At 61.1% G+C, this 22,497-nt stretch carries 21 protein-coding genes; 10 read left to right on the top strand and 11 right to left on the bottom strand.

Going from position 1 to position 22,497, the window contains the following annotated elements; genetic code table 11:
* Window positions 1-111 precede the first annotated feature (111 nt).
* The 7 genes from PSFL_RS16340 (at window position 112) to PSFL_RS16310 (ending at window position 7,955) form a co-directional block, all read left to right on the top strand.
* Window positions 112-1,770: a Na/Pi cotransporter family protein gene (locus PSFL_RS16340; RefSeq protein WP_057442129.1), complete on the top strand. Its 1,659-nt coding sequence runs from the start codon at window positions 112-114 to the stop codon at window positions 1,768-1,770.
* Between the two features lie 146 nt (window positions 1,771-1,916).
* Window positions 1,917-3,299: a M16 family metallopeptidase gene (locus PSFL_RS16335; RefSeq protein ID WP_397470273.1), complete on the top strand. Its 1,383-nt coding sequence runs from the start codon at window positions 1,917-1,919 to the stop codon at window positions 3,297-3,299.
* Window positions 3,300-3,371: 72 nt separating this feature from the next.
* A complete protein-coding gene (locus PSFL_RS16330) occupies window positions 3,372-4,403 on the top strand; it encodes a DUF5924 family protein (protein ID WP_057439236.1) in 1,032 nt (343 codons plus the stop codon).
* A 55-nt stretch (window positions 4,404-4,458) separates the two neighbouring features.
* Window positions 4,459-5,607 carry an ABC transporter permease gene (locus PSFL_RS16325; protein ID WP_057957915.1) on the top strand — a complete coding sequence of 383 codons (1,149 nt, stop codon included), beginning with the start codon at window positions 4,459-4,461 and terminating at the stop codon, window positions 5,605-5,607.
* Complete coding sequence (locus PSFL_RS16320; protein ID WP_057439238.1) at window positions 5,604-6,407, top strand: ABC transporter ATP-binding protein; 804 nt, start codon at window positions 5,604-5,606, stop codon at window positions 6,405-6,407. Before PSFL_RS16325 ends, PSFL_RS16320 begins: the two co-directional genes overlap by 4 nt.
* A 1-nt stretch (window position 6,408) precedes the next feature.
* Window positions 6,409-7,347 carry an MlaD family protein gene (locus tag PSFL_RS16315; RefSeq protein ID WP_057439239.1) on the top strand — a complete coding sequence of 313 codons (939 nt, stop codon included), beginning with the start codon at window positions 6,409-6,411 and terminating at the stop codon, window positions 7,345-7,347.
* Window positions 7,344-7,955, top strand: coding sequence for an ABC-type transport auxiliary lipoprotein family protein (locus PSFL_RS16310; RefSeq protein ID WP_397470272.1), 612 nt, complete (start codon window positions 7,344-7,346; stop codon window positions 7,953-7,955). The genes PSFL_RS16315 and PSFL_RS16310 overlap by 4 nt, the downstream gene beginning before the upstream one ends.
* Before the next feature lie 70 nt (window positions 7,956-8,025).
* On the opposite strand, the gene PSFL_RS16305 is transcribed toward PSFL_RS16310, so the two are convergent.
* From PSFL_RS16305 to PSFL_RS16285, 5 genes are all read right to left on the bottom strand, one after another.
* Window positions 8,026-9,255 (bottom strand): nucleoside recognition domain-containing protein, encoded by a 1,230-nt coding sequence (locus PSFL_RS16305; RefSeq protein WP_115127098.1) that lies wholly within the window; start codon window positions 9,253-9,255, stop codon window positions 8,026-8,028.
* Window positions 9,256-9,350: 95 nt separating this feature from the next.
* On the bottom strand, window positions 9,351-10,682 hold the full coding sequence (gltP, locus tag PSFL_RS16300; RefSeq protein ID WP_057444842.1) for a glutamate/aspartate:proton symporter GltP: 1,332 nt from the start codon (window positions 10,680-10,682) through the stop codon (window positions 9,351-9,353).
* A gap of 708 nt (window positions 10,683-11,390) precedes the next feature.
* Window positions 11,391-11,858 (bottom strand): inhibitor of vertebrate lysozyme family protein, encoded by a 468-nt coding sequence (locus PSFL_RS16295; protein ID WP_057957910.1) that lies wholly within the window; start codon window positions 11,856-11,858, stop codon window positions 11,391-11,393.
* 2 nt (window positions 11,859-11,860) lie between these two features.
* Window positions 11,861-12,025: a DUF1328 domain-containing protein gene (locus tag PSFL_RS16290; protein WP_003170804.1), complete on the bottom strand. Its 165-nt coding sequence runs from the start codon at window positions 12,023-12,025 to the stop codon at window positions 11,861-11,863.
* 80 nt (window positions 12,026-12,105) lie between these two features.
* Window positions 12,106-12,390, bottom strand: coding sequence for a hypothetical protein (locus PSFL_RS16285; protein WP_186625925.1), 285 nt, complete (start codon window positions 12,388-12,390; stop codon window positions 12,106-12,108).
* Window positions 12,391-12,785: 395 nt separating this feature from the next.
* On the opposite strand from PSFL_RS16285, the gene algB reads away from it, so the two are divergent.
* Together algB and PSFL_RS16275 are read left to right on the top strand one after the other, a co-directional pair.
* Entirely contained in the window at window positions 12,786-14,132 is a 1,347-nt protein-coding gene (algB, locus tag PSFL_RS16280) for a sigma-54-dependent response regulator transcription factor AlgB (protein WP_305418743.1), read from the top strand.
* A gap of 10 nt (window positions 14,133-14,142) precedes the next feature.
* A complete protein-coding gene (locus PSFL_RS16275) occupies window positions 14,143-15,930 on the top strand; it encodes a KinB sensor domain-containing domain (protein WP_397470271.1) in 1,788 nt (595 codons plus the stop codon).
* 90 nt (window positions 15,931-16,020) lie between these two features.
* Here the strand turns inward: PSFL_RS16275 and PSFL_RS16270 are convergent, their stop codons facing one another.
* The 6 genes from PSFL_RS16270 to PSFL_RS16245 all read right to left on the bottom strand — a co-directional run bounded on the left by PSFL_RS16270 (window position 16,021) and on the right by PSFL_RS16245 (window position 21,625).
* Window positions 16,021-16,797 (bottom strand): N-acetylmuramoyl-L-alanine amidase, encoded by a 777-nt coding sequence (locus PSFL_RS16270; protein WP_057957907.1) that lies wholly within the window; start codon window positions 16,795-16,797, stop codon window positions 16,021-16,023.
* Between the two features lie 90 nt (window positions 16,798-16,887).
* A complete protein-coding gene (locus PSFL_RS16265; protein WP_273871513.1) occupies window positions 16,888-18,963 on the bottom strand; it encodes a diguanylate cyclase in 2,076 nt (691 codons plus the stop codon).
* A complete protein-coding gene (locus tag PSFL_RS16260) occupies window positions 18,960-19,838 on the bottom strand; it encodes an endonuclease/exonuclease/phosphatase family protein (protein ID WP_057439246.1) in 879 nt (292 codons plus the stop codon). Before PSFL_RS16260 ends, PSFL_RS16265 begins: the two co-directional genes overlap by 4 nt.
* 10 nt (window positions 19,839-19,848) lie before the next feature.
* Window positions 19,849-20,484: a thiol:disulfide interchange protein DsbA gene (dsbA, locus tag PSFL_RS16255; protein WP_057439247.1), complete on the bottom strand. Its 636-nt coding sequence runs from the start codon at window positions 20,482-20,484 to the stop codon at window positions 19,849-19,851.
* A 189-nt stretch (window positions 20,485-20,673) separates the two neighbouring features.
* The gene (locus tag PSFL_RS16250; RefSeq protein ID WP_057439248.1) at window positions 20,674-21,288 is read right to left on the bottom strand and encodes a cytochrome c4; all 615 of its coding nucleotides are present in this window, start codon (window positions 21,286-21,288) and stop codon (window positions 20,674-20,676) included.
* Between the two features lie 46 nt (window positions 21,289-21,334).
* A complete protein-coding gene (locus PSFL_RS16245; protein ID WP_057439249.1) occupies window positions 21,335-21,625 on the bottom strand; it encodes a cytochrome c5 family protein in 291 nt (96 codons plus the stop codon).
* A 192-nt stretch (window positions 21,626-21,817) separates the two neighbouring features.
* On the opposite strand from PSFL_RS16245, the gene yihA reads away from it, so the two are divergent.
* Window positions 21,818-22,459 carry a ribosome biogenesis GTP-binding protein YihA/YsxC gene (gene yihA, locus PSFL_RS16240; RefSeq protein WP_032862650.1) on the top strand — a complete coding sequence of 214 codons (642 nt, stop codon included), beginning with the start codon at window positions 21,818-21,820 and terminating at the stop codon, window positions 22,457-22,459.
* The last annotated feature ends 38 nt before the right edge of the window (window positions 22,460-22,497 follow it).

Here is a 22,497-nt window from a genome sequence, read left to right as displayed (position 1 = left end):
GCGATGCTGGCGCACAGGCCGTTCGCCAACTACAGCTTAAGTACATAACCCAAAACGGCACACGGCACTTTTTGCTCCACTTCGAGCACGACTCAATACAGGGGGCCGAGCATGCTGACCCTGCTCAATCTTCTTTCTGCGGTAACCCTGCTGATCTGGGGCACGCATATCGTCCGTACTGGCATCCTGCGGGTCTACGGTTCCAACCTGCGCCAAGTCATCGGGCAGAACATGGCCAGGCGCTGGCTGGCGTTCATTGCCGGGATCCTGGTGACCGCCATGGTGCAAAGCAGCAACGCCACGGCGATGCTGGTGACCTCGTTTGTCGGCCAGGGCCTGATGGGCCTGACCCCCGCCCTGGCGACCATGCTCGGTGCCGACGTCGGTACCGCATTGATGGCGCGGGTGCTGACCCTGGATCTGTCGTGGCTGTCGCCGCTGCTGATCTTTCTCGGGGTGATCTTCTTCCTGTCGCGCAAGCAGACACGCGCCGGGCAGATGGGGCGGGTGGGGATCGGCCTGGGCCTGATCATTCTCGCCCTGCAACTGATCGTTGAAGCCGCCGGGCCGATTACCCAGGCCCAGGGCGTCAAAGTGCTGTTCGCCTCGCTGACCGGCGACATTCTGCTCGATGCCCTGGTGGGCGCGCTGTTTGCGATGATTTCCTACTCCAGCCTGGCCGCCGTGCTGCTGACCGCGACCCTGGCCGGCGCCGGGGTGATTGGCCTGCATGTGGCCATCGGCCTGGTGATCGGCGCCAATATCGGCAGCGGCGTGCTGGCCTTCCTCAGCACCAGCATGCAAAACGCCGCCGGACGCCAAGTGGCCCTGGGCAGCCTGCTGTACAAGCTGATCGGCCTGTTGCTGATCATTCCCGTCCTTGACCCGCTGGTGCAGTGGATGGACACCCTGGACTACAGCGCCCAGGGCATGGTCATCACCTTTCACCTGCTCTACAACGTCACCCGCTGCCTGATTCTGCTGCCGACTATCGGCCCCATGGCACGCCTGTGTGCCTGGCTGCTGCCGGAGCGCCCAGAGGCCAATGGCCTGGCCAAACCCCGCCATCTCGACCCCACGGCGTTGACCACGCCGAGCCTGGCCCTGGCCAATGCCGCGCGGGAAACCCTGCGCCTAGGCGACCTGATCGACAACATGCTGACCGCCACGCTGGAAGTGCTGCGCGGCAAACAAACCGCGATCACCCAGGAAATGCGCAGCCTCAGCGATGATGTCGAGGCGCTCTACAGCGCGATCAAGCTGTACCTGGCGCAAATGCCCCGGGAGGACCTCAGCGAGCACGACAGCCGGCGCTGGGCCGAAATCATCGAGCTGTCGATCAACCTGAAGCTGGCCGGCGACTTGATCGAGCGCATGCTGCGCAAGGTCCAGCAGCAGAAAACCTCCCAGCGTCGCTCGTTTTCCGAAGTCGGGCTGGAGGAACTGGCCGACCTGCACAGCCAGTTGATCTCCAACCTGCGCCTGGGCCTGTCGGTATTCCTCAGCGCCGACCCGGAAAGCGCCCGCCAATTACTGCGCGAGAAGCGCCGCTTCCGCGCCCAGGAACGGCGCCTGGCCCACGCCCACGTCAGCCGCCTGCAACGCAAGATCGTGCAAAGTATCGAGACCAGCTCCCTGCACCTGGAGCTGATTGCCGACATGAAACGCCTGAACTCGTTGTTTTGCAGCAGTGCTTATGTAGTGTTGGAAACCTCCGAGACCGGCGCGCTGGCAGTGGACAATATTGCCGACATCACCCATTCGCCCTGAACGAACCGCACGCCCGGGGAGTCAGTTAAAAACACCGCCCAACCAATGTGGGAGCGGGCTTGCCTGCGATAGCGGTGTGTCAGCAGACAAATGCATGCCTGACACACTGGCTGCTCCCAAAGTCATCACCCGCCAGGAACCCCGTTATGCGTCGCCTGTTATTCGCCTGCCTGCTCATAGGCTCGGCCCACGCCTTTGCCTTTGACCGCTTGCAGGTCGAAGGCTATCTGTTGCCCAACGGCCTGCAGTTGCTGCTCAAGCCGGGCACCGAACGTGGGCACGTGGCGATCCGCCTGGTGGTCGGTGTAGGCCTGGACGACTTCAGTTGCGCGGACAAGGAACTGCCGCACCTGCTGGAGCACCTGCTATTCAGCGGCATCAATGGCGGCGGCGAGGGCGAGCTGGAAGAACAGATGCAGGCCCTGGGCGGGGAGTGGAACGCCTACACCAGCAATGCCGACACCACCTTCGTCATCGAAGCCCCGGCGCGCAACCAGCGCAAGGTGCTGGACCTGCTGATGGCAATCGTGACCCGTACCGAGCTGAGCGACGCCGCAATCAACGCGGCCAAACAGGTGGTGGAGCGCGAAGACGGCGGCCACTCTTCGCACCTGCAACGCCTGCTGGATCGCCAGGACCTGGGCCACAACGCCAGCAATCAACTGGCGGTGGAACTGGGCCTCAAATGCGCCGAGCGTGCCGAAGTCGAGCATCTGACCCGCGCCCAGTTGGAAAAGGTACGCCAGGACTGGTACGCCCCCAACAACATGACCCTGATCATCGTCGGAGACCTCGACAAACTGCTCCCGGCCTATCTGGAACGCACCTATGGCCAGCTCGAGCCGGTAGACCCCAGTGAACACCGGGCCTTACCGCAAACCCTTAACGCCGCAGCGACCCAGCGTGACCTGGTCCGTGGCTGGGTCGGCGATGGCGCCAAGCTGCACTGGCTGTTTCCCGAGCCGATACTGGACGACCAGCACGACGCGACCTACGACCTGCTCAAGAACTATCTGGATTGGACGTTGTATCGCCAGTTGCGCCTGCAGCATGGCCTGTCCTACGGCCCGCGGAGCGAGCGCGAAGTGCTGGGCGGCGTGGGGTTCATGAGCCTGAACGCCGACCTGGACCGCGACAACCTGCCTGAAGCCGAACACGTCCTCGAAAACCTCAAGGCCAAGCTGCTTGAGGATGGCCTCGACCGAGTCACCTTTAGCCGCCTGCAACAAGCCGCCATCGACCGCCAGGCCTGGGCCGTGCAGGGCAACAGTGGCCTGGCCGACTATTACTGGGGCGCCTTGGCCGACTACGCCGATGGCCGCTTCAGCGACCCGGCCAAGCGCATCAAGGCCGTAAGCCTGGCGCAAACCAACCAGGCCATGCGCCAGTTGCTCAACCAGCGCGGCTACTGGCGCATCGAAAAGCCGTTGCTCAGTTACGACGCCCTGGGCTGGATCGCCGCAGGCGTGCTGGGGCTGATTGCCATTGGGCTGATTGGCGTGCTCCGTTATCGCAAAGCAGTTGCGTAATCGCACGCCACTCAGAGGGCTAAGACGTTATTCTGTCTGGGATTTTTTCCTACAAAGACTGCGAACCGCCGAATGCCAAACCTGACCCATCTCATCCAGCGCATCCTCGAACTGATGAAGCGCTACCCAGGGGTGATCGCACTCGGCGGTTTTATCTCGGGGGTGGGCAGCTTTATCCTGGTGGACCGCCAGCAAGGCATGGCCAGCTGGATCGCGATCATCATGCTGGTGAGCTGGCTGTGGCTGATGCTGGAGAACAGCTTCACCCAGTTGTTCAGCAAGGTCTTCAAGCGGGAAATCCCCGAGCCGCTGCTGCGCTACGCCACGCAAATGATCCACCAGGAAAGCCTGTTTTTTGTCCTGCCGTTCTTTTTTGTCACCACCACCTGGAACAGCAGCCAGGCAATTTTCACCGGTTTGCTGGGCGCCGCCGCACTCGTCTCGATCACCGACCCGCTGTACTACAAATGGCTGGCACCCAAGCGCTCGCTGTTTCTGGCGCTGCACACCCTGACCCTGTTTGCCGCCTTGCTCACCGCGTTGCCGATCATCCTGCACCTGACCACCGCCGAAAGTTACAAACTGGCCCTGGGCGTGGCGATGGTCTTGTCGATCCCCAGCCTGGCAGTAAGCCTGCCACTGCGCAGCGTCAAGGGGTGGCTGATGCTGCTGGGCGTGACGGCGGCGATCGGTTGCGCGGGCTGGTTCCTGCGCAGTTGGGTGCCGCCGGCGACCCTGTGGATGACCGAAGTGGCAATCAGCACCCAATTGCAGGACCGTACCCCCGGCGATGACCTCAAGGAAGTCAGCGCCAGCCAACTGCGCAGCAGCGGCCTGTACGCCTACACCGCGATCAACGCACCGCGCGGGCTGGACGAGCGCATCTACCATGTGTGGAAGTTCAACGGCAAAGAGGTCGACCGCATTGCCCTGGACATCCATGGCGGGCGCAAGGAAGGCTATCGGGCCTGGACGCACAAGCAGAACTTCCCGGCGAATGCCGCGGGCCGCTGGCAAGTGCGGGTGCTGACCGAAGATGGCCAGGTGATCGGCGTGTTGCGCTTTAAAGTCACGGACACAGCACCAACGGACACGCCAAAGTAGGATGGATCGTGCTATTACATAGCAATTGTGGAATAGCCAAACAAGCTCGGAGCTTATGACCAGTAGCACAACGGCAGGCAATGCCCACCTGGACGCGTCCACCCAACCGCCCCAACTCAGGGTCACCGGGGACTGGACGCTGGCCCACTACAGCGCCCTCAAGCGGTTGTCGGCGAGCCTCGACGGCCAGTACGACGCCAGCACCCGCGTCGACCTCAACGGCCTGGGCGCGCTGGACACTGCCGGCGCCTCGCTGCTGGTGGAACTGTTGGGGCCCGAGCGCATCGAGCACTCCGCCGAACAATCCGACTGCAGTCTGCCCGCCGCCGACCGCGCGCTGCTCAAGACCGTCTACCGCTCCCTGAATGATTTCTGTGTGCCAGTCAAAGAGCCGCAGGAAAGCGCCGGCATCCAACTGCTGGCGCGCATCGGCGGCGCGGTGGATACCGTCTGGCAAGATGCCATGAAGCTGCTCGGCTTTATCGGCCTAATCCTCGAAACCCTCGCCCGTGGCGTGTTCCGGCCCAAGCGCTGGCGCCTGACGCCGATGGTGGCGCATATCGAACAGACCGGGCTCGACGCCGCGCCTATCGTCGCCTTGCTGACCTTTCTGGTGGGCGCCGTGGTTGCGTTTCTCGGCGCCACGGTGCTGGAAAGTTTCGGCGCAAGTATTTTCACCGTGGACCTGGTGGCGTTCTCCTTCCTGCGGGAGTTTGGCGTCCTTCTCACGGCAATCCTGATGGCCGGCCGTACCGCCAGTGCCTTCACCGCGCAGATCGGCTCGATGAAGGCCAACGAAGAAATCGACGCCATCCGCACACTGGGCCTGGACCCCATGGAATTGCTGGTGCTGCCCCGCGTTCTCGCGTTGCTGGTGGCGCTGCCGATGCTGACCTTCCTCGCCATGATCTCCGGAATTATCGGCGGCGGCGTGGTGTGCGCCGTGGCCCTGGATATTTCGCCGGCGATGTTCCTCTCGCTGCTGCAATCGGACATTGGCGTCCAGCATTTGCTGGTGGGCCTGGTCAAAGCGCCGTTCTTCGCCTTCCTGATCGCCGCCATTGGCTGCCTGGAAGGCTTCAAGGTCAGCGGCAGCGCCGAATCGGTCGGTGCCCACACCACCTCTGCGGTGGTGCAATCAATTTTTGTGGTGATCGTGCTCGACGCGGTGGCCGCATTGTTCTTTATGGAGATGGGCTGGTGAGCCGTTTACAGCGTGCGCCCAGCGAGGCGGTGATCGAAGTCCGTGGCCTGTGCAATCGCTTTGGCCCGCAGAGCGTGCATGAAAACCTCGACCTGGACCTGTACAAGGGCGAGATCCTCGCCGTGGTCGGCGGCTCGGGCAGCGGCAAGTCGGTGCTGTTGCGCAGCATCGTCGGCCTGCGCCAGCCCAGTGAAGGCCAGGTGCGGGTCTTCGGGCAGAACCTGCCGAGCCTGGCGGAGCACGAGCGCTCACTGGTGGAGCGGCGTTTCGGCGTGCTGTTCCAGAAGGGCGCGCTGTTTTCTTCGCTGACGGTCACGGAGAACGTCGCCCTGCCATTGATCGAACACGCTGGCCTCAGCCGTGCCGATGCCGAGCACCTGGCGGCGGTGAAGCTGGCCCTGGCCGGGCTGCCGTTGTCGGCGGCCGACAAATACCCGTCGTCACTCTCGGGCGGGATGATCAAGCGTGCGGCCCTGGCCCGCGCCCTGGCCCTGGACCCGGACATTCTGTTTCTCGATGAACCGACTGCCGGCCTCGACCCCATTGGCGCAGCAGCCTTCGACCAGTTGATCCTGACCCTGCGCGATGCCTTGGGCCTGAGTGTGCTGCTGATCACCCATGACCTGGACACGCTCTACACCATCACCGACCGCGTGGCGGTGCTGGCGCAGAAAAAGGTATTGGTGGCGGGAGCCATAGATGTTGTTTCGGAAACGGACGACGCCTGGATTCACGAATACTTTCATGGCCCACGGGGCCGTGCGGCACTGGATGCCGCTCAACAGCTTAACGAGGTATGACATGGAAACCCGAGCCCATCATGTGATGATCGGTCTGTTCAGCGTGATCGTTGTGGTCGGCGCCATGCTGTTCGGCTTGTGGCTGGCCAAGTCCAGCGTCGACAGCGCGTTCCAGGATTACGAAGTGATCTTCAACGAAGCGGTCAGCGGCCTGTCCCAGGGCAGCGCGGTGCAGTACAGCGGGATCAAGGTCGGTGATGTCACCAGCCTGCGCCTGGACCCGAAAGACCCACGTCGCGTCCTGGCACGCATCCGCCTGGCCGGGCAGACGCCGATCAAGGAAGACACCCAGGCCAAGCTGGCGCTGACTGGCATCACCGGCACCTCGATCATTCAACTGAGCGGCGGCACTCCGCAAAGCCCCGAACTCAAGGGCAAGAACGGCAACCTGCCGCAGATCACCGCCTCGCCATCGCCCATCGCCCGGCTGCTGAACAACAGCAATGACCTGATGACCAGCATCAACCTGCTGCTGCACAACGCCAACCGCATGTTCTCGCCCGCCAACGTCGATCGCCTGAGCGGCACCCTGGCACACCTGGAGCAGACCACCGGGGCCATCGCCGAGCAACGGGGCGATATCAAGGTGGTGATGCAGCAACTGGCCCAGGTCAGCAAACAGGCGGGCGCCACCCTGGAGCAGACCACCGCGCTGATGCGCAACGCCAACGGCCTGCTCAACGACCAGGGCAAACAGATGTTCGGCAGCGCCGAAGGGGCCATGCGCTCCCTGGAGCAAAGCACCGCGACCATCAACACCTTGTTGAGCGACAACAAAGAATCCCTGAACAGCGGCATGCAGGGCCTCAATGAACTGGCGCCGGCCGTGCGCGAACTCCGCGATACCCTCGGCTCCCTGCGGGCCATTTCCCGTCGCCTGGAAGCCAACCCCAGCGGGTACCTGCTGGGCAGTGACAAGAACAAGGAGTTCACGCCATGAAGCGTGCTTACCAAATGATCCTGCCAGTGGCCCTGGCCCTGGTCAGCGCCTGCTCGATCCTGCCCAAGGCCGATCCATCCAACGTCTATCGGCTACCGGCAGCCCAGGCCTCAGCCCATGGCAACCCGGGCACCTGGTCATTGCGCCTGGCCAAGCCGCAGGCCAGTGAATTCCTCGACAGCCCGCGCATTGCCGTGGTCCCCGAGGGCAACTTGATCAGCAGCTATGCCCAGTCGCGCTGGAGCGATCCGGCGCCGGTGTTGTTGCGCAACCGTCTGTTGGACGGTTTCCAGCGCGATGGCCGGGTGGCGTTCCTGAGCACCGATGACACCAACCTGCAGGCGGACTTCGAACTGGGCGGGCAGTTGCAGGCCTTCCAGAGCGAGTACCGGGGCGGGGCAGTGGAGGTGGTGATACGCCTGGACGCGCGACTGGTGCGCGGCAGTGACCAGCGGATCGTGGCGGCCAAGCGCTTTGAAGTGCGCCAGCCGGTGAGTGATACCCAGGTGCCAGCGGTGGTCGCCGGGTTTGGGTTGGCGGGGGATCAGTTGAACAAGCAGATGGTGGATTGGGTGGTGGCGCAGGGCAATGCAGCGCCGAAACGCTGAGGGCCTCATCGCAGGCAAGCCAGCGCCCACATTCTGATGTGTGGGCTTGCCTGCGATAGCGATCTAAGCCTTAGCCAAAGAACCAGTAGCAAACGGTAATCGCCGCCACCACACCGGCCAACTCCGCCAGCAACGCACACCCCACCGCATGCCGCGCCCGCTGGATACCCACCGAGCCAAAGTACACCGCCAGCACATAGAAGGTGGTCTCGGTACTGCCCTGGATCGTCGCCGCCACCAGCGCCGCGAAGCTGTCCACCCCTTGGGTCTGCATGGTCTCGATCAGCATCGCCCGCGCCGCGCTGCCGGAGAAGGGCTTGACCATCGCCGTAGGCAAGGCGTCGACAAAACGCGTGTCCAGGCCGGTCCAGGCCACCAGATGGCGAATGCCTTCCAGGCCAAACTCCAGCGCCCCGGAAGCGCGCAGCACGCCGACTGCACACAGCATCGCCACCAGGTACGGCAGCAGGTTCTTGGCAACGTCGAAGCCCTCTTTGGCACCTTCGACAAACGCTTCGTAGACCTTGACCTTGCGCAGCGCGCCGATCAGCAAGAACAGCATGATCAGGCCAAACAGCGTGAGGTTGCCGAGGATCGAGGACAAGCCTGCCAGGGCCGTCGCCGACATCGTGGCCAGCAAGGCCATAAAGCCACCCAGCACCAGCGCACCGGGGATCAGGTACGCCAGCACCACCGGGTCCCACAGGCGCAGGCGTTGCATCAGTGCTACCGACAGCAGGCCCACCAGGGTCGAGGCGCTGGTGGCCAACAGGATCGGCAGGAACACCAGGGTCGGATCGGGCGCGCCTTGCTGGGCGCGGTACATGAAGATCGTCACCGGCAGCAGGGTCAGGGAGGACGCGTTGAGCACCAGGAACAGGATCTGCGCGTTGGTCGCGGTGTTGGGGATCGGGTTGAGCTCTTGCAGCGCCTTCATGGCCTTGAGGCCGATCGGCGTCGCCGCGTTATCCAGGCCCAGGCCGTTGGCGGCAAAGTTGAGGGTGATCAGGCCGATGGCCGGGTGACCGGCCGGCACTTCCGGCATCAGCCGCAGGAACAGCGGGCCCAGAGCCTTGGCCAGCCACTCGACGATCCCGGCCTTCTCGGCGATGCGCAGAAAGCCCAGCCAGAGGGTGAGGGTACCGAACAGCAGCACCATCACTTCGACCGACAGCTTGGCCATGGCGAAGATACTCTCCACCATCGCCGCAAAGATCCCGGCATTGCCGCCCACCAGCCATTGCGCCAGCGCCGATACCATTGCCACGACAAAGAAGCCAAGCCACAGGCCATTAAGCATCAGTCACACCCCTTTAAATATGTGGCGAATGATAGCGGGGCTGGCAGAAACGACAAACCCCGGATTTACCGGGGTTTGTGCGAATCAAGCAGGGATCAGCCCTGGCTGGTCTCGCCAGCCGGCAGCGCGGTCTTGGTCCGCCAGTGTGGCAGGGAGTTCCAGTAGCGCTCGCCCTTGGCATCGTCGTACATGCCTTCCCAACGCGCGATGACCAACACGGCCAGGGCGTTGCCGATCACGTTCAGAGCGGTACGCGCCATGTCCATGATGCGGTCGACACCAGCGATGAACGCCAGGCCTTCCAATGGAATGCCCACACTGCCCAGGGTTGCCAGCAGTACCACGAAGGACACGCCCGGCACACCGGCGATGCCTTTGGAGGTGACCATCAGGGTCAGTACCAGCATCAGTTGCTGGCCAACCGACAGGTCGATGCCATACAGCTGGGCAATGAAGATTGCCGCGATGCTCTGGTACAGGGTCGAACCGTCGAGGTTAAACGAGTAACCGGTGGGTACCACAAAGCTGCAAATGGCTTTCGGCGCACCGTAGGCTTCCATCTTCTCGATCACGCGCGGCAGCACGGTCTCGGAGCTGGCGGTGGAGTAGGCCAGTACCAGCTCATCTTTGAAGATGCGCATCAGCTTGATCACCGAGAAGCCAAACAGGCGAGCGATCAGGCCAAGAATCACAAAGGCAAAGAACAGGATGGCGACGTAAACCAGGATCACCAGCTTGGCCAATGGCAGCAGCGAGGCGAAGCCGAAGTTGGCCACGGTCACCGCGATCAGGGCGAATACACCGATAGGGGCGTACTTCATGATCATGTGGGTGACTTTGAACATGCTCTCGGACACGCCCTGGAACATGGTCACCAGGGGTTCGCGCAGGTCTGGCTTGAGGCTCGACAAGCCCAGGCCGAACAGCACGGAGAAGAAGATGATCGGCAGCATCTCGCCACGGGCTACGGCGGCAAAGATGTTAGACGGAATCAGGTTGAGGATGGTCTCGATGAACGCATGTTCATGCTGCACCTCGGCGGCGGTCGCCTGGTACTTGGAGATATCCACGGTACCCAGGGTACTCATGTCGATCCCGGCACCGGGGTGGAACAGGTTGGCCAGCAGCAGACCGACCACAATCGCAATGGTAGTGACCACTTCGAAGTAAACGATGGTCTTCACACCGATCCGACCGAGCTTTTTCGCATCCCCTACACCGGCGATTCCGACAATCAGCGACGAAATCACGATCGGGATCACGATCATCTTGATCAGGCGGATAAAGATATCGCCCGCCGGCTGCAACACGTTGCTGATCCACCAGGCTTTTTCGGCACTGAAGTGGTTGAGTACAGCACCGATTGCAATCCCTAGCACCAGACCGATGAGGATCTGCCAGGCGAGGCTTAGTTTTGCCTTCTTCATGTCATTACCCTTGTTTCAAGTGGACTCAGGCAGATGCGCCAGCTGGAACGCCCGGGAGCGAAAAAGTGTGAGCATCAGCCTCCGTAGAAGGTCACCGCAGATGGCCGATATGGCTTACTGGCAAGCGAAAAAAGGCGCAACTATTCCGATGCGGGGGGGCATAGTCTAATGCCGTAAACGCCTACCCTATGCCGAATCGGCATGGGTTTTTGCAAATAAAACTGTCTGTTTGGTCAGTTCGAATGCGACATTCTGTCAGGCATACATGCCGTGAACCGGCCATTTCAGGCTCGCTCAGGGATTTTCAGTTTTTTTGCCGGGAGGGAAAAACTCTTGAAAATTCCTACGCATACCATCGAAAAACCAGTCTGGCCGAGACCAAACTTTCTCGATAGATGGTCGCGCAGTAACACCGTGAAATGGTTGTGATGTAGCAGAAGGGAATTTTACAGCTATGGGCGGCATAAGCGCCTAGCGATCACTCTCAAGCCCGCCGCAAGTCCATCAGGCCATAACGGCCTGCGGACCTGCGTCGCAGCTTTTCTCCTGACCCGGCCCTTGCGCAGGCACTCCCTGTACCCGTAGGTCACGCCGATCCACCTTGATCAGAGCAACCCGGCCCCCTGGTCATGCATCGCCGTCAGGTGGCGGTGCAAACGGAAACAGGCAGTTGGCCGGTTTCCATGTTGGTGAGGCCCGCAGACGGACCTAGTACCAATTCGGATCTTTCTTCAGTTGCTCCATCAGCAACTTCTGCATGCCTTCATCCGGCTTGCCAAGAAAACGGTAGTCCGCATGCCGTGTCGGTGACTTGTCTGCCGGAAGCCCCGCAGGCACTTCGACCAACATCGCGTAGGCATCGTCCTTATCCATGCTGAAAGCCACGATCAGACGTTTATTCAGGCAGGTATCGGCCGTTTCACACAGCGGCCCGACCAAATAACCATCACCGTCTTCCGTCACGGCATTCATTTGCTCAGCAGTGCCCGAAAGATTGATCACCCATTCAGGCAAACGCTCTTCCTGCTTGACCACGCCCTGCCAGGTTTCGCGATATTGCGGGTCGGTATTGAGCAGGTCATTGGCCCGCGCCTGGCCGTCATTGGCGGCCATGGCCAAGCCACTGCCGCCCAACAGCAGGGCGGCAGCAAGGGTTTTAAAAGACAAGTTGGCCATGTTCAGCCTCGACCGCGACGGCCAAAGAAGAAGGAAGCGATGAACATCACCAGGAAAACGACAAAGAGAATCTTGGCGATACCCGTGGCGGTGCCCGCGATACCACCGAAGCCCAGGACTGCAGCCACAATGGCAATGATCAGGAATGTGATTGCCCAACTCAACATGGTGATTCTCCTTTTGCGTCTATAGAAGTGACTGCTGTGTAGCCATCCTGTCGCGACCCAACGGGGCGGCAGGTTCGTGCCTAGAACACCCAGCGTTCCTGGACAGGTTCGTCGTACAGGGCGATGTCCTGTTCAACGGCCATCATGCGTGGGGTTGTCACGTCGGCGCTGTGGCTGCCAACGGAACGGAAATGGGTCTGCGTCATGGGTGCGCGTTCGAACTGCGGGGTGGACGCCTGGCTCTGCTGCCAATGCTGTAACTGCTGGCCACCGATCAAGGTCACCATCAACGCAAGGCTGGCGAACAGACCCTGTTGAAGGCGCAGTGGCGATACACGCAATGGCTTGAGGCTTTGGCGAGTCATCCTGAATCTCTCCCGCATTTGTTTTGTTCGTTAATCACGCTTGTAAGAGAGATATTGCAGAGTGCGTGCCAGTTTTTTCTCCGAATAAAAACCAATAAAACCAGTAGCTTATAAGATCATTGGTTTTCTTCTCAGCAGCATCCTGCACGATGCGCCTATCCTCACCGTGCGAAATGCACGATGGTCGTTGGTCGGATCAAGGGATCAGAACGGGCTGTGGGGCTGCCGAAGCATCAAGAAGGGTCAAAAACCCACTGCCCAGGCATATAAGTAGGAAGGGTCTTAGATAGCTGCGCGATAGGGCCTTGAATCAATCAGAATAAACCATGCAACTTGCCCGATTATTCCGGGACTAACCAAGATCAATCATTCTTAATTTAAGGAGCGCGGGACAGATGGAATCAGCCAAGGAACTTCAAGGCCGCATTCTTTTAGTGGACGACGAGTCCGCGATCCTCCGCACCTTCCGCTACTGCCTGGAAGATGAAGGCTATACCGTCGCCACCGCCAACAGCGCGGCCCAGGCCGATGCCCTGTTGCAGCGCCAGGTGTTCGACCTGTGCTTTCTGGACCTGCGCCTGGGCGAAGACAACGGCCTGGATGTGCTGGCGCAAATGCGGGTCCAGGCGCCCTGGATGCGCGTGGTGATCGTCACCGCCCACTCAGCCGTCGATACTGCCGTGGATGCGATCCAGGCGGGCGCGGCCGATTACCTGGTCAAGCCGTGCAGCCCGGACCAATTGCGCCTGGCCACCGCCAAGCAACTGGAAGTGCGCCAGCTGTCGGCACGCCTCGAAGCGCTGGAAGGCGAAGTACGCCAGCCCAAGGATGGCCTCGACTCCCATAGCCCGTCGATGATGGTGGTGCTCGAAACCGCCCGCCAAGTGGCCGGCACCGATGCCAATATCCTGATCCTCGGTGAATCCGGTACGGGTAAAGGTGAGCTGGCCAGGGCCATTCATGGCTGGAGTAAAAGGGCGAAAAAATCCTGCGTCACGATCAACTGCCCATCCCTGACCGCCGAACTGATGGAAAGCGAGCTGTTCGGCCACAGTCGCGGGGCCTTTACCGGCGCCAGCGAAAGCACCTTGGGGCGGGTCAACCAGGCGGACGGCGGTACGCTGTTTCTCGACGAGATCGGCGACTTTCCCCTTACGTTGCAACCAAAGTTGCTGCGTTTCATCCAGGACAAGGAATATGAACGGGTCGGCGACCCAGTCACTCGGCGCGCCGATGTGCGCATCCTGGCAGCGACCAACCTGAACCTGGAAGACATGGTGCGCGATGGGCGTTTTCGCGAAGACTTACTGTATCGGCTGAACGTCATCACCTTGCATCTGCCGCCCCTGCGCGAGCGCAGCGAAGATATCCTCGCCCTTGCCGACCGCTTCCTGGCGCGCTTCGTCAAAGAGTATGCGCGGCCGGCTCGCGGCTTCAGCGATGAGGCCCGTGAAGCCCTGCTCAACTACCGTTGGCCGGGCAATATCCGCGAACTGCGCAACGTCGTAGAACGCGCGAGCATCATCTGCGCCCAGGAGAAAGTCGAAATCAGCCATCTGGGGATGGCCGAGCAACCGACCAACAATTCCCCGCGTATTGGTGCGGCGTTGAGCCTGGATGAATTGGAAAAGGCCCATATCGGCGCCGTCCTGGCCACCAGCGATACCCTGGACCAGGCGGCCAAGACCCTGGGCATTGATGCATCGACGCTATATCGCAAACGCAAGCAATACAACCTGTGAGCTGCACCTTATGAAGTTGGCGATGAAACTGCGCACGCGGCTGTTCCTGAGTATCTCTGCGCTGATCACCGTGGCCCTGCTTGGGTTGCTGCTGGGGCTGGTGAGTGTCATGCAAATGGCCAAGACCCAGGAGTCCCTGATCCGCAGCAACTTCATTACCCTGGACCTGGGACTCAAGCTGCGCCAGACCCTGGGCGACCAGTTGATCCTGATGCTCAACGCCACCCCGGAACCGGTCGCGCTGAATACATCCAAGCAGGAGTATTTCAAGCTGCTGGACCAAGGCATCGCCCATGAGAAAAGTGTGGACAGGATCGGCGGTCTCACTCAGGCCAAGGCCGATTACCTGAGGTTTATCGAAGCCTTCGACGAAAATGAAAGTACGCCGCCATCCCTGCGCAATAACGCAAAACTTACCGCCAGCTTCAACGCCTTGCGCAATGGGCTGATCAGCGAACACAAAACCGCGCTGGAAAACATCAGCGACACCGTGCGGCAATCGCGTGAGCGAGCCTTGTGGATCGCCGGCCTGCTCGGGCTGGTGGGGCTGGCAGTGCTGATCATCGGGTTCATCACCGCCCATGGCATCGCCCGGCGCTTTGGCGGGCCGATCGAGGCGCTGGCCAAGGCTGCCGATAAAATCGGCCAAGGCAATTTCGATGTCACGCTGCCTATTTCTTCAGCTGCAGAAATGAACCTGTTGACCCGGCGCTTTGGCATCATGGCCGAAGCCCTGCGCCAGCATCAGGCCACGAACGTCGATGAATTGCTCGCCGGCCAGCAACGCTTGCAGGCCGTGCTCGACAGCATCGACGACGGTTTGCTGATGATCGACCGCCAAGGCCGTCTTGAACACCTCAACCCGGTCGCCCAGCGCCAGTTGGGTTGGGACGAGACCCGCCTGGGAGAGGGCCTGGGCGAAGCGTTACAGCGCCCGGAACTGGATGAGCAACTGCATCTGGTGCTGCGCGGCGGCAACCTGGAGCGCGCACCTGACGACCTGGAAGTGGAAGTCGAAGGCGAATCACGCCTGCTGACCTACAGCATGACGCCGGTCAGCCACCACCAGGGGCACATCCTCGGCGCGGTGATGGTATTGCATGACGTTACCGAGCAACGGGCCTTCGAGCGGGTGCGTAGCGAATTCGTGCTGCGGGCCTCCCATGAACTGCGCACGCCGGTCACCGGTATGCACATGGCGTTCGGGCTGTTCCAGGAACGGGCGAAGTTCCCCGCCGAGTCGCGCGAAGCCGACCTGCTGAATACGGTCAATGAAGAAATGCAGCGCTTGATGCAACTGATCAACGACTTGCTCAACTTTTCCCGCTATCAGAACGGCCTGCAAAAACTCACCCTGGCGCCCTGCGACACCAACGATCTGCTCGAACATGCCCGCGCGCGTTTTGCCGAACTGGCGAATGCGCAAAACATCGACCTGGTGATAGAGGCACAGGCGCAACTACCCAGGCTACACGCCGACCGGGCGCAATTGGAGCGAGTCCTCGACAATCTGCTGGGCAATGCCCTGCGCCATACCAGCGACGGCGGGCAGATTCGCCTGCAAGCGCGGCGCCATGGCGAACGGCTGATCATCAGCGTGGAGGACAACGGCGAAGGCATCGCCTATGGCCAGCAGGGCAGGATTTTCGAACCTTTTGTCCAGGTAGGCCGCAAGAAAGGCGGTGCCGGCCTGGGGCTGGCGCTGTGCAAGGAGATCGTGCAGCTGCACGGCGGCAGGATGGGGGTTTATTCCCGGCCGGGGCAGGGCACGCAGTTCTATATGGCGTTGCCGCTTTAACTATCAGTCAGCGCGCTACTCAAAGGCTGCAACGATCAAAGGTGGGAGCTCGACGGCTCCCACATCAATTGCGCGCAGCGCTTAAAGACCTTAGCGGTGGTTCAGTGCCCGCAGGATCGCTGCACTTTGCGCATCCGGCGTACCGTCGAACAACGCCGGCCGGAAGCGCATCTGGAAGGCGGCCAGTACACGCCGTGTCGCCACATCCAATTCACCGGTTTGCGGCGTGGCATACCCCAAGCGTGCCAACTCTTCCTGGAACCAGGTAATGCTCGGCAACTGCCCGGCGTACTCGGCCTGATACCGCGCAACCGCCTGGGCCTCGGGCCAGATCCCCAGACCTTCATCAGCCAGGCGCTTCCACGGGAACAATGGACCCGGATCGAGTTTGCGGCCAGGCGCGATATCGCTATGACCAATAATGAATCGCGGGTTGATCCGGTTGCGCTGGCTGATGTCCTTGAGCAAGGTCACCAGGGACTGGACCTGCGCCTCGGAGTACGGATACCAGACCCGACCTGTTGGCGTGTCGCGATAACCCGGATTGACGATCTCGATGCCAATGGAGCTGGAGTTGAGCCAGGTACGCCCCATCCACTCGCTCTCTCCGGCGTGCCAGGAGCGCTTGTCTTCATCCACCAGCTTATAGATGGTTGCGCGGGCATCATCGCCAATCAGGTAGTGGCTGCTGACCTGGCCTTTGGTCAACAGCGCCAGCGAGCTTTGAAGGTTGGTAGCGGTGTAGTGCAGGACGACGAACTGGATACGATGATCGAAGTTCACCGATGGGTGGCTGGTATCCAGCCGCGGGCCGCTCGCACAACCGGCGAGGGTGAGGAACAGTAGAGCAGTAACTAGAAATTTCATGGCAACAGACAGTACGCTAAAGACGATAATGCAACAGTGTAACGTACGGTTTGCCGGCCAGCGGCCGGCAATACAAAATCGAACAAATTTTCAGGCCGCCTGCACCTGGTTACGTCCGGCCGCCTTGGCTCTATACAACGCCTCGTCCGCGCGCTTGAGTGCCAGGTCGCTGCGCTCGCCGGGCTGGAACTGCGCCATGCCGATGGACATCGTAATGGTCACCCGCTCGCCCTTGAAGTGAAACGGGCACGCCTCGATGGCCGCCCGCAGGCGTTCGCCGAGTTCCAGCGCACCGCCCAACGCCGAATCAGGCATCAGCAGCACAAACTCCTCACCGCCAAACCGTGCGATAAAGTCCGTCGGGCGCAGGTGCTTGCTCAATACAGTGGCGATGATTTTCAGCACCTTGTCGCCCGCCAGATGGCCGTAGCTGTCATTGATGCGCTTGAAGTGGTCGAGGTCGAGCATCGCCAACGACAGGCTGTTGCCCTGTTGATGCCAGGTATTGACCTCGTACTCCAGGCGCTCGCTCCAGGCCGCACGATTGGGCAATCCAGTGAGCGGGTCGATCAAGGCTTTCTGGCGCTGCACCTCAAGGTGGTCCCGATAGCCCTGGGCCTCCTGCTCCATACTCGCCACCCGCTCGGCCAAACCCTGCAACCGCGCGGCGACTTCATGTTCACGCTGGTCACGCTGCTTTTGATGCTCGTCCATGGCGCCCAACAGCCCCTCAAGATGACTTTCCAGCACTTGCTTGAGGTCATCGAGGTCGGCCGCTTCCTGGACACTGCTTTGCAAGCCATCCATCTGTTCACGGATTTGCGTATCCATCTCGCGCGCGGCGCTGCGGCTGTCGGCGTGCCCGTCGCTGGCCGCCTGCAGGTTGCTCTGGAAGGCTTCCAGCCGCTCGTTGAGATGCTTGAGGTAGGCCTCGAACTCATGCTGGCCGCTATCGGTGATGGCCAGCATCAATACCGCCAGGTCATCGAGGATCGGTAGCAGTTCGTACCAATTCAGCCCTTGGGCCAGGCGTTCGCGCATGGCTTGCGCCTGGGGCCGGTGCCGCTCGGGCAGAGCGAGGTCGCCCAGCAGGCCGAGCAGGGTGTCTTCGATATGTTTGGCGACAGAGCTGTAGGACGGCTCGGGGGAATCGGGCAGGGCGTACAGCGCCTCAGGATCAACTTCAGCCGATTCGTCGTCCAGCACAGGCGGCAATGACAGACTACCGATCTCGGTCGGTTGCGGCACCAGGGGCAGGACCTCGGGCGCAACTACCGCCGCAGCGACAGCCCGTTCAGGCAGCGGGGCAAGGCTCACTTCGACAGGTCGGGGCGGTTCCGGGGTTTCGATGGCGACCGCGAGCGTCTCGACGGGTGATAAGCGAGGAGCGCCAACCTCGGGCACTGATGCCACACGCTCATCCACATCAACCCGAGGCGCCACAGGCTGAGGTGCAGGTGCAGGTGCAACTTCAAGTACCGGCTGCTGCGGGGCCTGGGCTTGTGGCGCGAAGGCACGCAGGGCCTGGGCCAGCTCGGGCGCATCCTCAACCACCGGGGTGGCCGGGCTTGCTGCTACCGCAGGGGGTTGCCGGGAAGGCGGAGAAACAGCGGGCTCAACCGGCGCAACCTCTGTACCCGCCTCCTTGCCACCAAACAGCCGCTGCAACAAACCTGGACGAGCAGGTTCGTCATCCGACTCAAGATTACTCAGGGCCTGCCCTTGCAGACCGCTCAACTCACTGAGCAGCAGGGGAATTTCTCGCGCCTGGCCGACTCGGCTATCCAACTGCTTGGCAAAGCTCTTCAGCGGGCGACTGACTTCCCGGGGCAAGGGCAGGGCCTGTAATTGCGAGACCAAGGCGGTCAGCGCCGTACTGATCTGATCCACCCGCGTTTCACGGCGTTGCTCGGAGTCCAGCACGGCCTTTTCCAGGCGTGGCAACAAGGCGGCCAGCGCGGCGTCCATGTCATCGGTGCGCACCACATCGCGCATCTCTTTCATACACTGGTCCACGGCCCGATCCGTGCCTTCGGCCGCCAGCGTGCTGCGCACCAGCCCACGACGCAGCAAGTCGAGGCGCGCAGCCCAACGACGTTCGAGCTTTTCTTGTTGCTCGATGCTTAACAGGTATTTTTCTTTCCAGCGCTGGGCGTCGTCGCTCATGCAAGGGGTCCGCGAGGGCCGGGGCTCAACGCGGGTAATGCATCAGCCGTGAGCGAACCCGGCAGACGAATCTCTACCGCGACCGGCAGGTGATCGGAAATGGGCTGCGCCAGCACCTGCACGCGTTCCAGCGTCAGGGTCGGGCTTAACAGAATGTGATCTAGACAGCGTTGCGGACGCCAACTGGGGAACGTGGCTTCGACCTGCGGCGCCAGCAGCCCGAGGTCGCGCAGCGGAGAATTCTGCAACAGGTCGCTGGCGTGGGTGTTCATGTCCCCCATCAGCACCTGGTGTTTGTAATCGCCAATCAGCTCACGGATGTAGGCCAACTGCAGGGTCCGGGTACGTGCCCCCAGCGCCAGGTGCATCATGACCACCACCAGCGCCTCGGGCCCTTCGCCGAAGCGCACCAGAATCGCCCCGCGCCCTTTCGGGCCCGGCAGTGGATGGTCTTCGATCACCGAGGGCTTCAACCGGCTGAGCACGCCATTGCTGTGCTGGCCCAGTCGGCCGAGGTTGCGATTGAGTTGTTGGTACCAGTAGGGGAAAGCACCGAGCTGGGCCAGGTGTTCGACCTGATTGACGTAGCCTGAACGCAGGCTGCCACCGTCGGCCTCCTGCAGGGCCACCAGGTCGAAATCGCCCAGCAGGTCGCCAATCTTCTGCAGATTGCCGGCCCGACCGTTGTGGGGCAGCAGATGCTGCCAGCCCCGGGTCAGGTAGTGGCGGTACTTTTCGGTACTGATGCCTACCTGGATATTGAAGCTCAGTAAGCGCAGCCGGCTATCCGCCGGCAGGCCGGTGGACGTCAGGTGGTGTTCGTTGACCTGCGGATCATGCAGGCCAACCACTCGTTCAGTACCCCAGCGACGCATGGCGAGCCCCTTACTTGGCTGCGCGCTCTTTGGCGATCAACTGGTCGGCAACGTTGAGGGTCGCTTCAGGACCACCTGTGGAGCCCAGGTCAAAGCGGTACTTGCCGTTGACGATCAGGGTTGGAACGCCTTGCACGCCGTACTTCTGCGCAAGATCCTTGGCCTGTTTGATCTGGCCCTTGATGGCAAAGGAATTAAAGGTGGTCAGGAACTTGTCCTTGTCCACGCCCTGGGTGGCGAGGAAGTCAGCCATTTCCTCAGGCTTGGTCAGGCGCTTGCCTTGTTTCTGGATTGCCTCGAACACCGCGTTGTGGACCTTATGCTCCACACCCATGGCTTCCAGGGTCAGGAACATCTGGCCGTGGGCATCCCAAGGGCCGCCGAACATGGCCGGGAGGCGCTTGAAGTTCACGTCCGAAGGCAGCTTCTCGGCCCAAGGGTTGATGGTCGGCTCAAAAGAGTAGCAATGCGGGCAGCCATACCAGAACAGCTCTACGACTTCGATCTTGCCCGGCACGGAAACCGGCACCGGATTGGCCAATTCAACATAAGTCTTGCCCGCTTCAAGCGGCACATCGGCGGCTTGGGCGGTCATGCCGAACAGGCTGGCAGTGACGAGAGCGGCGCTGAGGATCAATTTACGCATGCTTTACTCCTGGACAAATAAAGTCGCCTCGCGCGACCTTTTTTATGACAGGTCTACACGGGCATGAGTTCGTTAGTGTAACGGTAGCGGCCACAAAAAAGGGCGGCCTCAGCCACCCTTTTTATGCTTGCATCGACGGATTAATCGAGCGTTAACGTTACCGCTGATGTACCCCCGGTCTTGCGCACCTTACTTGTGCAGGCCCTGGATGTAGCTGGCTACCGCTGCAATGTCTTCGTCACTCAGTTTGCGCGCAATCGTACGCATGGTCATTGCATCGCCATCGTTGGCACGGCCGGCTTCTTCCTTGCGGAAATCAGTCAGTTGCTTGGCAATGTACTGGGCGTGCTGGCCACCCAGGTGCGGGAAGCCTGCTGCGGCGTTACCCGAGCCATCCGGAGAGTGGCAGCCGGTACAGGCCGGCAGGCCTTTGTCGAGGTCGCCGCCACGGAACAGCTTTTCACCACGTTCGACCAGTTTTGGATCCGCCGCCCCCACGCTGCCTGCCTGGCTGGCGAAATACGCCGCGATATCCGACAGGTCCTGATCGTTGAGATTGGTCAGCATGCCGGTCATTTCCAATACCGTTCGCTTGCCGTCCTTGATGTCGTGCATCTGCTTGGTCAGGTATTTCTCACCCTGGCCCGCCAGTTTTGGAAAGTTGGGTAACGGACTGTTGCCATCCGCTCCATGGCAGGCACCACATACAGCGGCCTTTGTCTGGCCAGCAGTAGCGTCACCTGCAGCATGGGCAACACCAGTGATGCCCAAGGTCAACAGCAGACTCACGATCAATTTGTTCATCAGCTAATCCAATTACGGCTAAAGGTTATAGAGTTATGGACCGGGTCTACTCGCTCATCAAAACAATGATGGCCTGGTAATCCTCGGCACGGCATTCCATGCACAAACCACGCGGCGGCATCGCCTTGAAACCCTGGGTCACATGCTGCACCAGCGTATCCATGCCTTGCGCCAGCCTCGGCGCCCAGGCTGCCTGGTCACCCCGCTTGGGGGCCATTGGCAACTGCCCGGCATGACAAGCCGCACAAACGCGGTTGTACACAGCTTCCGGATCCTGTGTAGCCTGCGCACTGTAAAGTGGTATCAGGACACCGACAGCTAGCAGCCACTGGGTCATACGTCGACCTTTTCAGGGTTTGGAAGCGTTTTGCGTTCTAATGCGCAATAAAGGTCTATCGCTCCCGTGAACTTCATCCTTCGCTGGGACAAAGCACACACAAAATCTGCGGCATTATATACTGGCGCCACTGAAACGGGAACGACACTACTTGCCGCACCCATTCCCGGCACCGCCCACATCGGAAATCCCATGCAACTCAAGAACCCCATCCTCGGTCTGTGCCAACAGTCCACGTTCATGCTCAGCGCCGCCAAAGTCGACCAATGCCCCGACGACGAAGGCTTTGAAGTGGCCTTCGCCGGGCGCTCCAACGCCGGTAAGTCCAGCGCGCTCAACACCCTGACCCATGCCAGCCTGGCTCGCACCTCGAAAACCCCGGGCCGCACACAGCTGCTCAACTTCTTCAAGCTAGACGATGATCGGCGTCTGGTCGACCTGCCGGGCTACGGTTACGCAAAAGTACCTATCCCATTGAAGCTGCACTGGCAGCGTCACCTGGAAGCCTATCTGGGTGGCCGCGAAAGTCTGAAAGGGCTGATCCTGATGATGGATATCCGTCATCCAATGACCGATTTCGACCTGTTGATGCTCGATTGGGCGGTCGCCAGTGGCATGCCAATGCATATTTTGCTGACCAAGGCCGACAAATTGACCTACGGCGCAGCCAAGAACACCTTGCTCAAAGTGCAGGCCGAAATCCGTAAGGGTTGGGGTGATGCGATCACTATCCAGCTGTTCTCGGCGCCCAAGCGCATGGGCCTGGAAGACGCCTATACCGTGCTGGCAGGCTGGATGGAGCTGGCGGACAAGGGCGCGGAAATCGCCGAGTAACTTTTCTGCAGGCAAAAAAAACCCCGGACTTCGTATGG

This window comes from Pseudomonas sp. DD1 (assembly GCF_044510355.1).
Taxonomy (GTDB): domain Bacteria; phylum Pseudomonadota; class Gammaproteobacteria; order Pseudomonadales; family Pseudomonadaceae; genus Aquipseudomonas; species Aquipseudomonas shahriarae.
Note: the sequence above shows the minus strand (reverse complement) of the source record. Positions and strands in the feature narration are given on the sequence as shown.

Coding starts and splice junctions, on each gene's coding strand:
- yihA (WP_032862650.1), top strand. CDS start 21,818: ATGCAACTCAAGAACCCCATCCTCGGTCTGTGCCAACAGTCCACGTTC.
- PSFL_RS16250 (WP_057439248.1), bottom strand. CDS start 21,288: ATGAACAAATTGATCGTGAGTCTGCTGTTGACCTTGGGCATCACTGGT.
- PSFL_RS16275 (WP_397470271.1), top strand. CDS start 14,143: ATGAAGTTGGCGATGAAACTGCGCACGCGGCTGTTCCTGAGTATCTCT.
- PSFL_RS16245 (WP_057439249.1), bottom strand. CDS start 21,625: ATGACCCAGTGGCTGCTAGCTGTCGGTGTCCTGATACCACTTTACAGT.
- PSFL_RS16330 (WP_057439236.1), top strand. CDS start 3,372: ATGCCAAACCTGACCCATCTCATCCAGCGCATCCTCGAACTGATGAAG.
- PSFL_RS16270 (WP_057957907.1), bottom strand. CDS start 16,797: ATGAAATTTCTAGTTACTGCTCTACTGTTCCTCACCCTCGCCGGTTGT.
- PSFL_RS16310 (WP_397470272.1), top strand. CDS start 7,344: ATGAAGCGTGCTTACCAAATGATCCTGCCAGTGGCCCTGGCCCTGGTC.
- PSFL_RS16285 (WP_186625925.1), bottom strand. CDS start 12,390: ATGACTCGCCAAAGCCTCAAGCCATTGCGTGTATCGCCACTGCGCCTT.
- PSFL_RS16265 (WP_273871513.1), bottom strand. CDS start 18,963: ATGAGCGACGACGCCCAGCGCTGGAAAGAAAAATACCTGTTAAGCATC.
- PSFL_RS16340 (WP_057442129.1), top strand. CDS start 112: ATGCTGACCCTGCTCAATCTTCTTTCTGCGGTAACCCTGCTGATCTGG.
- dsbA (WP_057439247.1), bottom strand. CDS start 20,484: ATGCGTAAATTGATCCTCAGCGCCGCTCTCGTCACTGCCAGCCTGTTC.
- PSFL_RS16295 (WP_057957910.1), bottom strand. CDS start 11,858: ATGGCCAACTTGTCTTTTAAAACCCTTGCTGCCGCCCTGCTGTTGGGC.
- PSFL_RS16290 (WP_003170804.1), bottom strand. CDS start 12,025: ATGTTGAGTTGGGCAATCACATTCCTGATCATTGCCATTGTGGCTGCA.
- algB (WP_305418743.1), top strand. CDS start 12,786: ATGGAATCAGCCAAGGAACTTCAAGGCCGCATTCTTTTAGTGGACGAC.
- PSFL_RS16335 (WP_397470273.1), top strand. CDS start 1,917: ATGCGTCGCCTGTTATTCGCCTGCCTGCTCATAGGCTCGGCCCACGCC.
- PSFL_RS16315 (WP_057439239.1), top strand. CDS start 6,409: ATGGAAACCCGAGCCCATCATGTGATGATCGGTCTGTTCAGCGTGATC.
- PSFL_RS16325 (WP_057957915.1), top strand. CDS start 4,459: ATGACCAGTAGCACAACGGCAGGCAATGCCCACCTGGACGCGTCCACC.
- PSFL_RS16305 (WP_115127098.1), bottom strand. CDS start 9,255: ATGCTTAATGGCCTGTGGCTTGGCTTCTTTGTCGTGGCAATGGTATCG.
- gltP (WP_057444842.1), bottom strand. CDS start 10,682: ATGAAGAAGGCAAAACTAAGCCTCGCCTGGCAGATCCTCATCGGTCTG.
- PSFL_RS16260 (WP_057439246.1), bottom strand. CDS start 19,838: ATGCGTCGCTGGGGTACTGAACGAGTGGTTGGCCTGCATGATCCGCAG.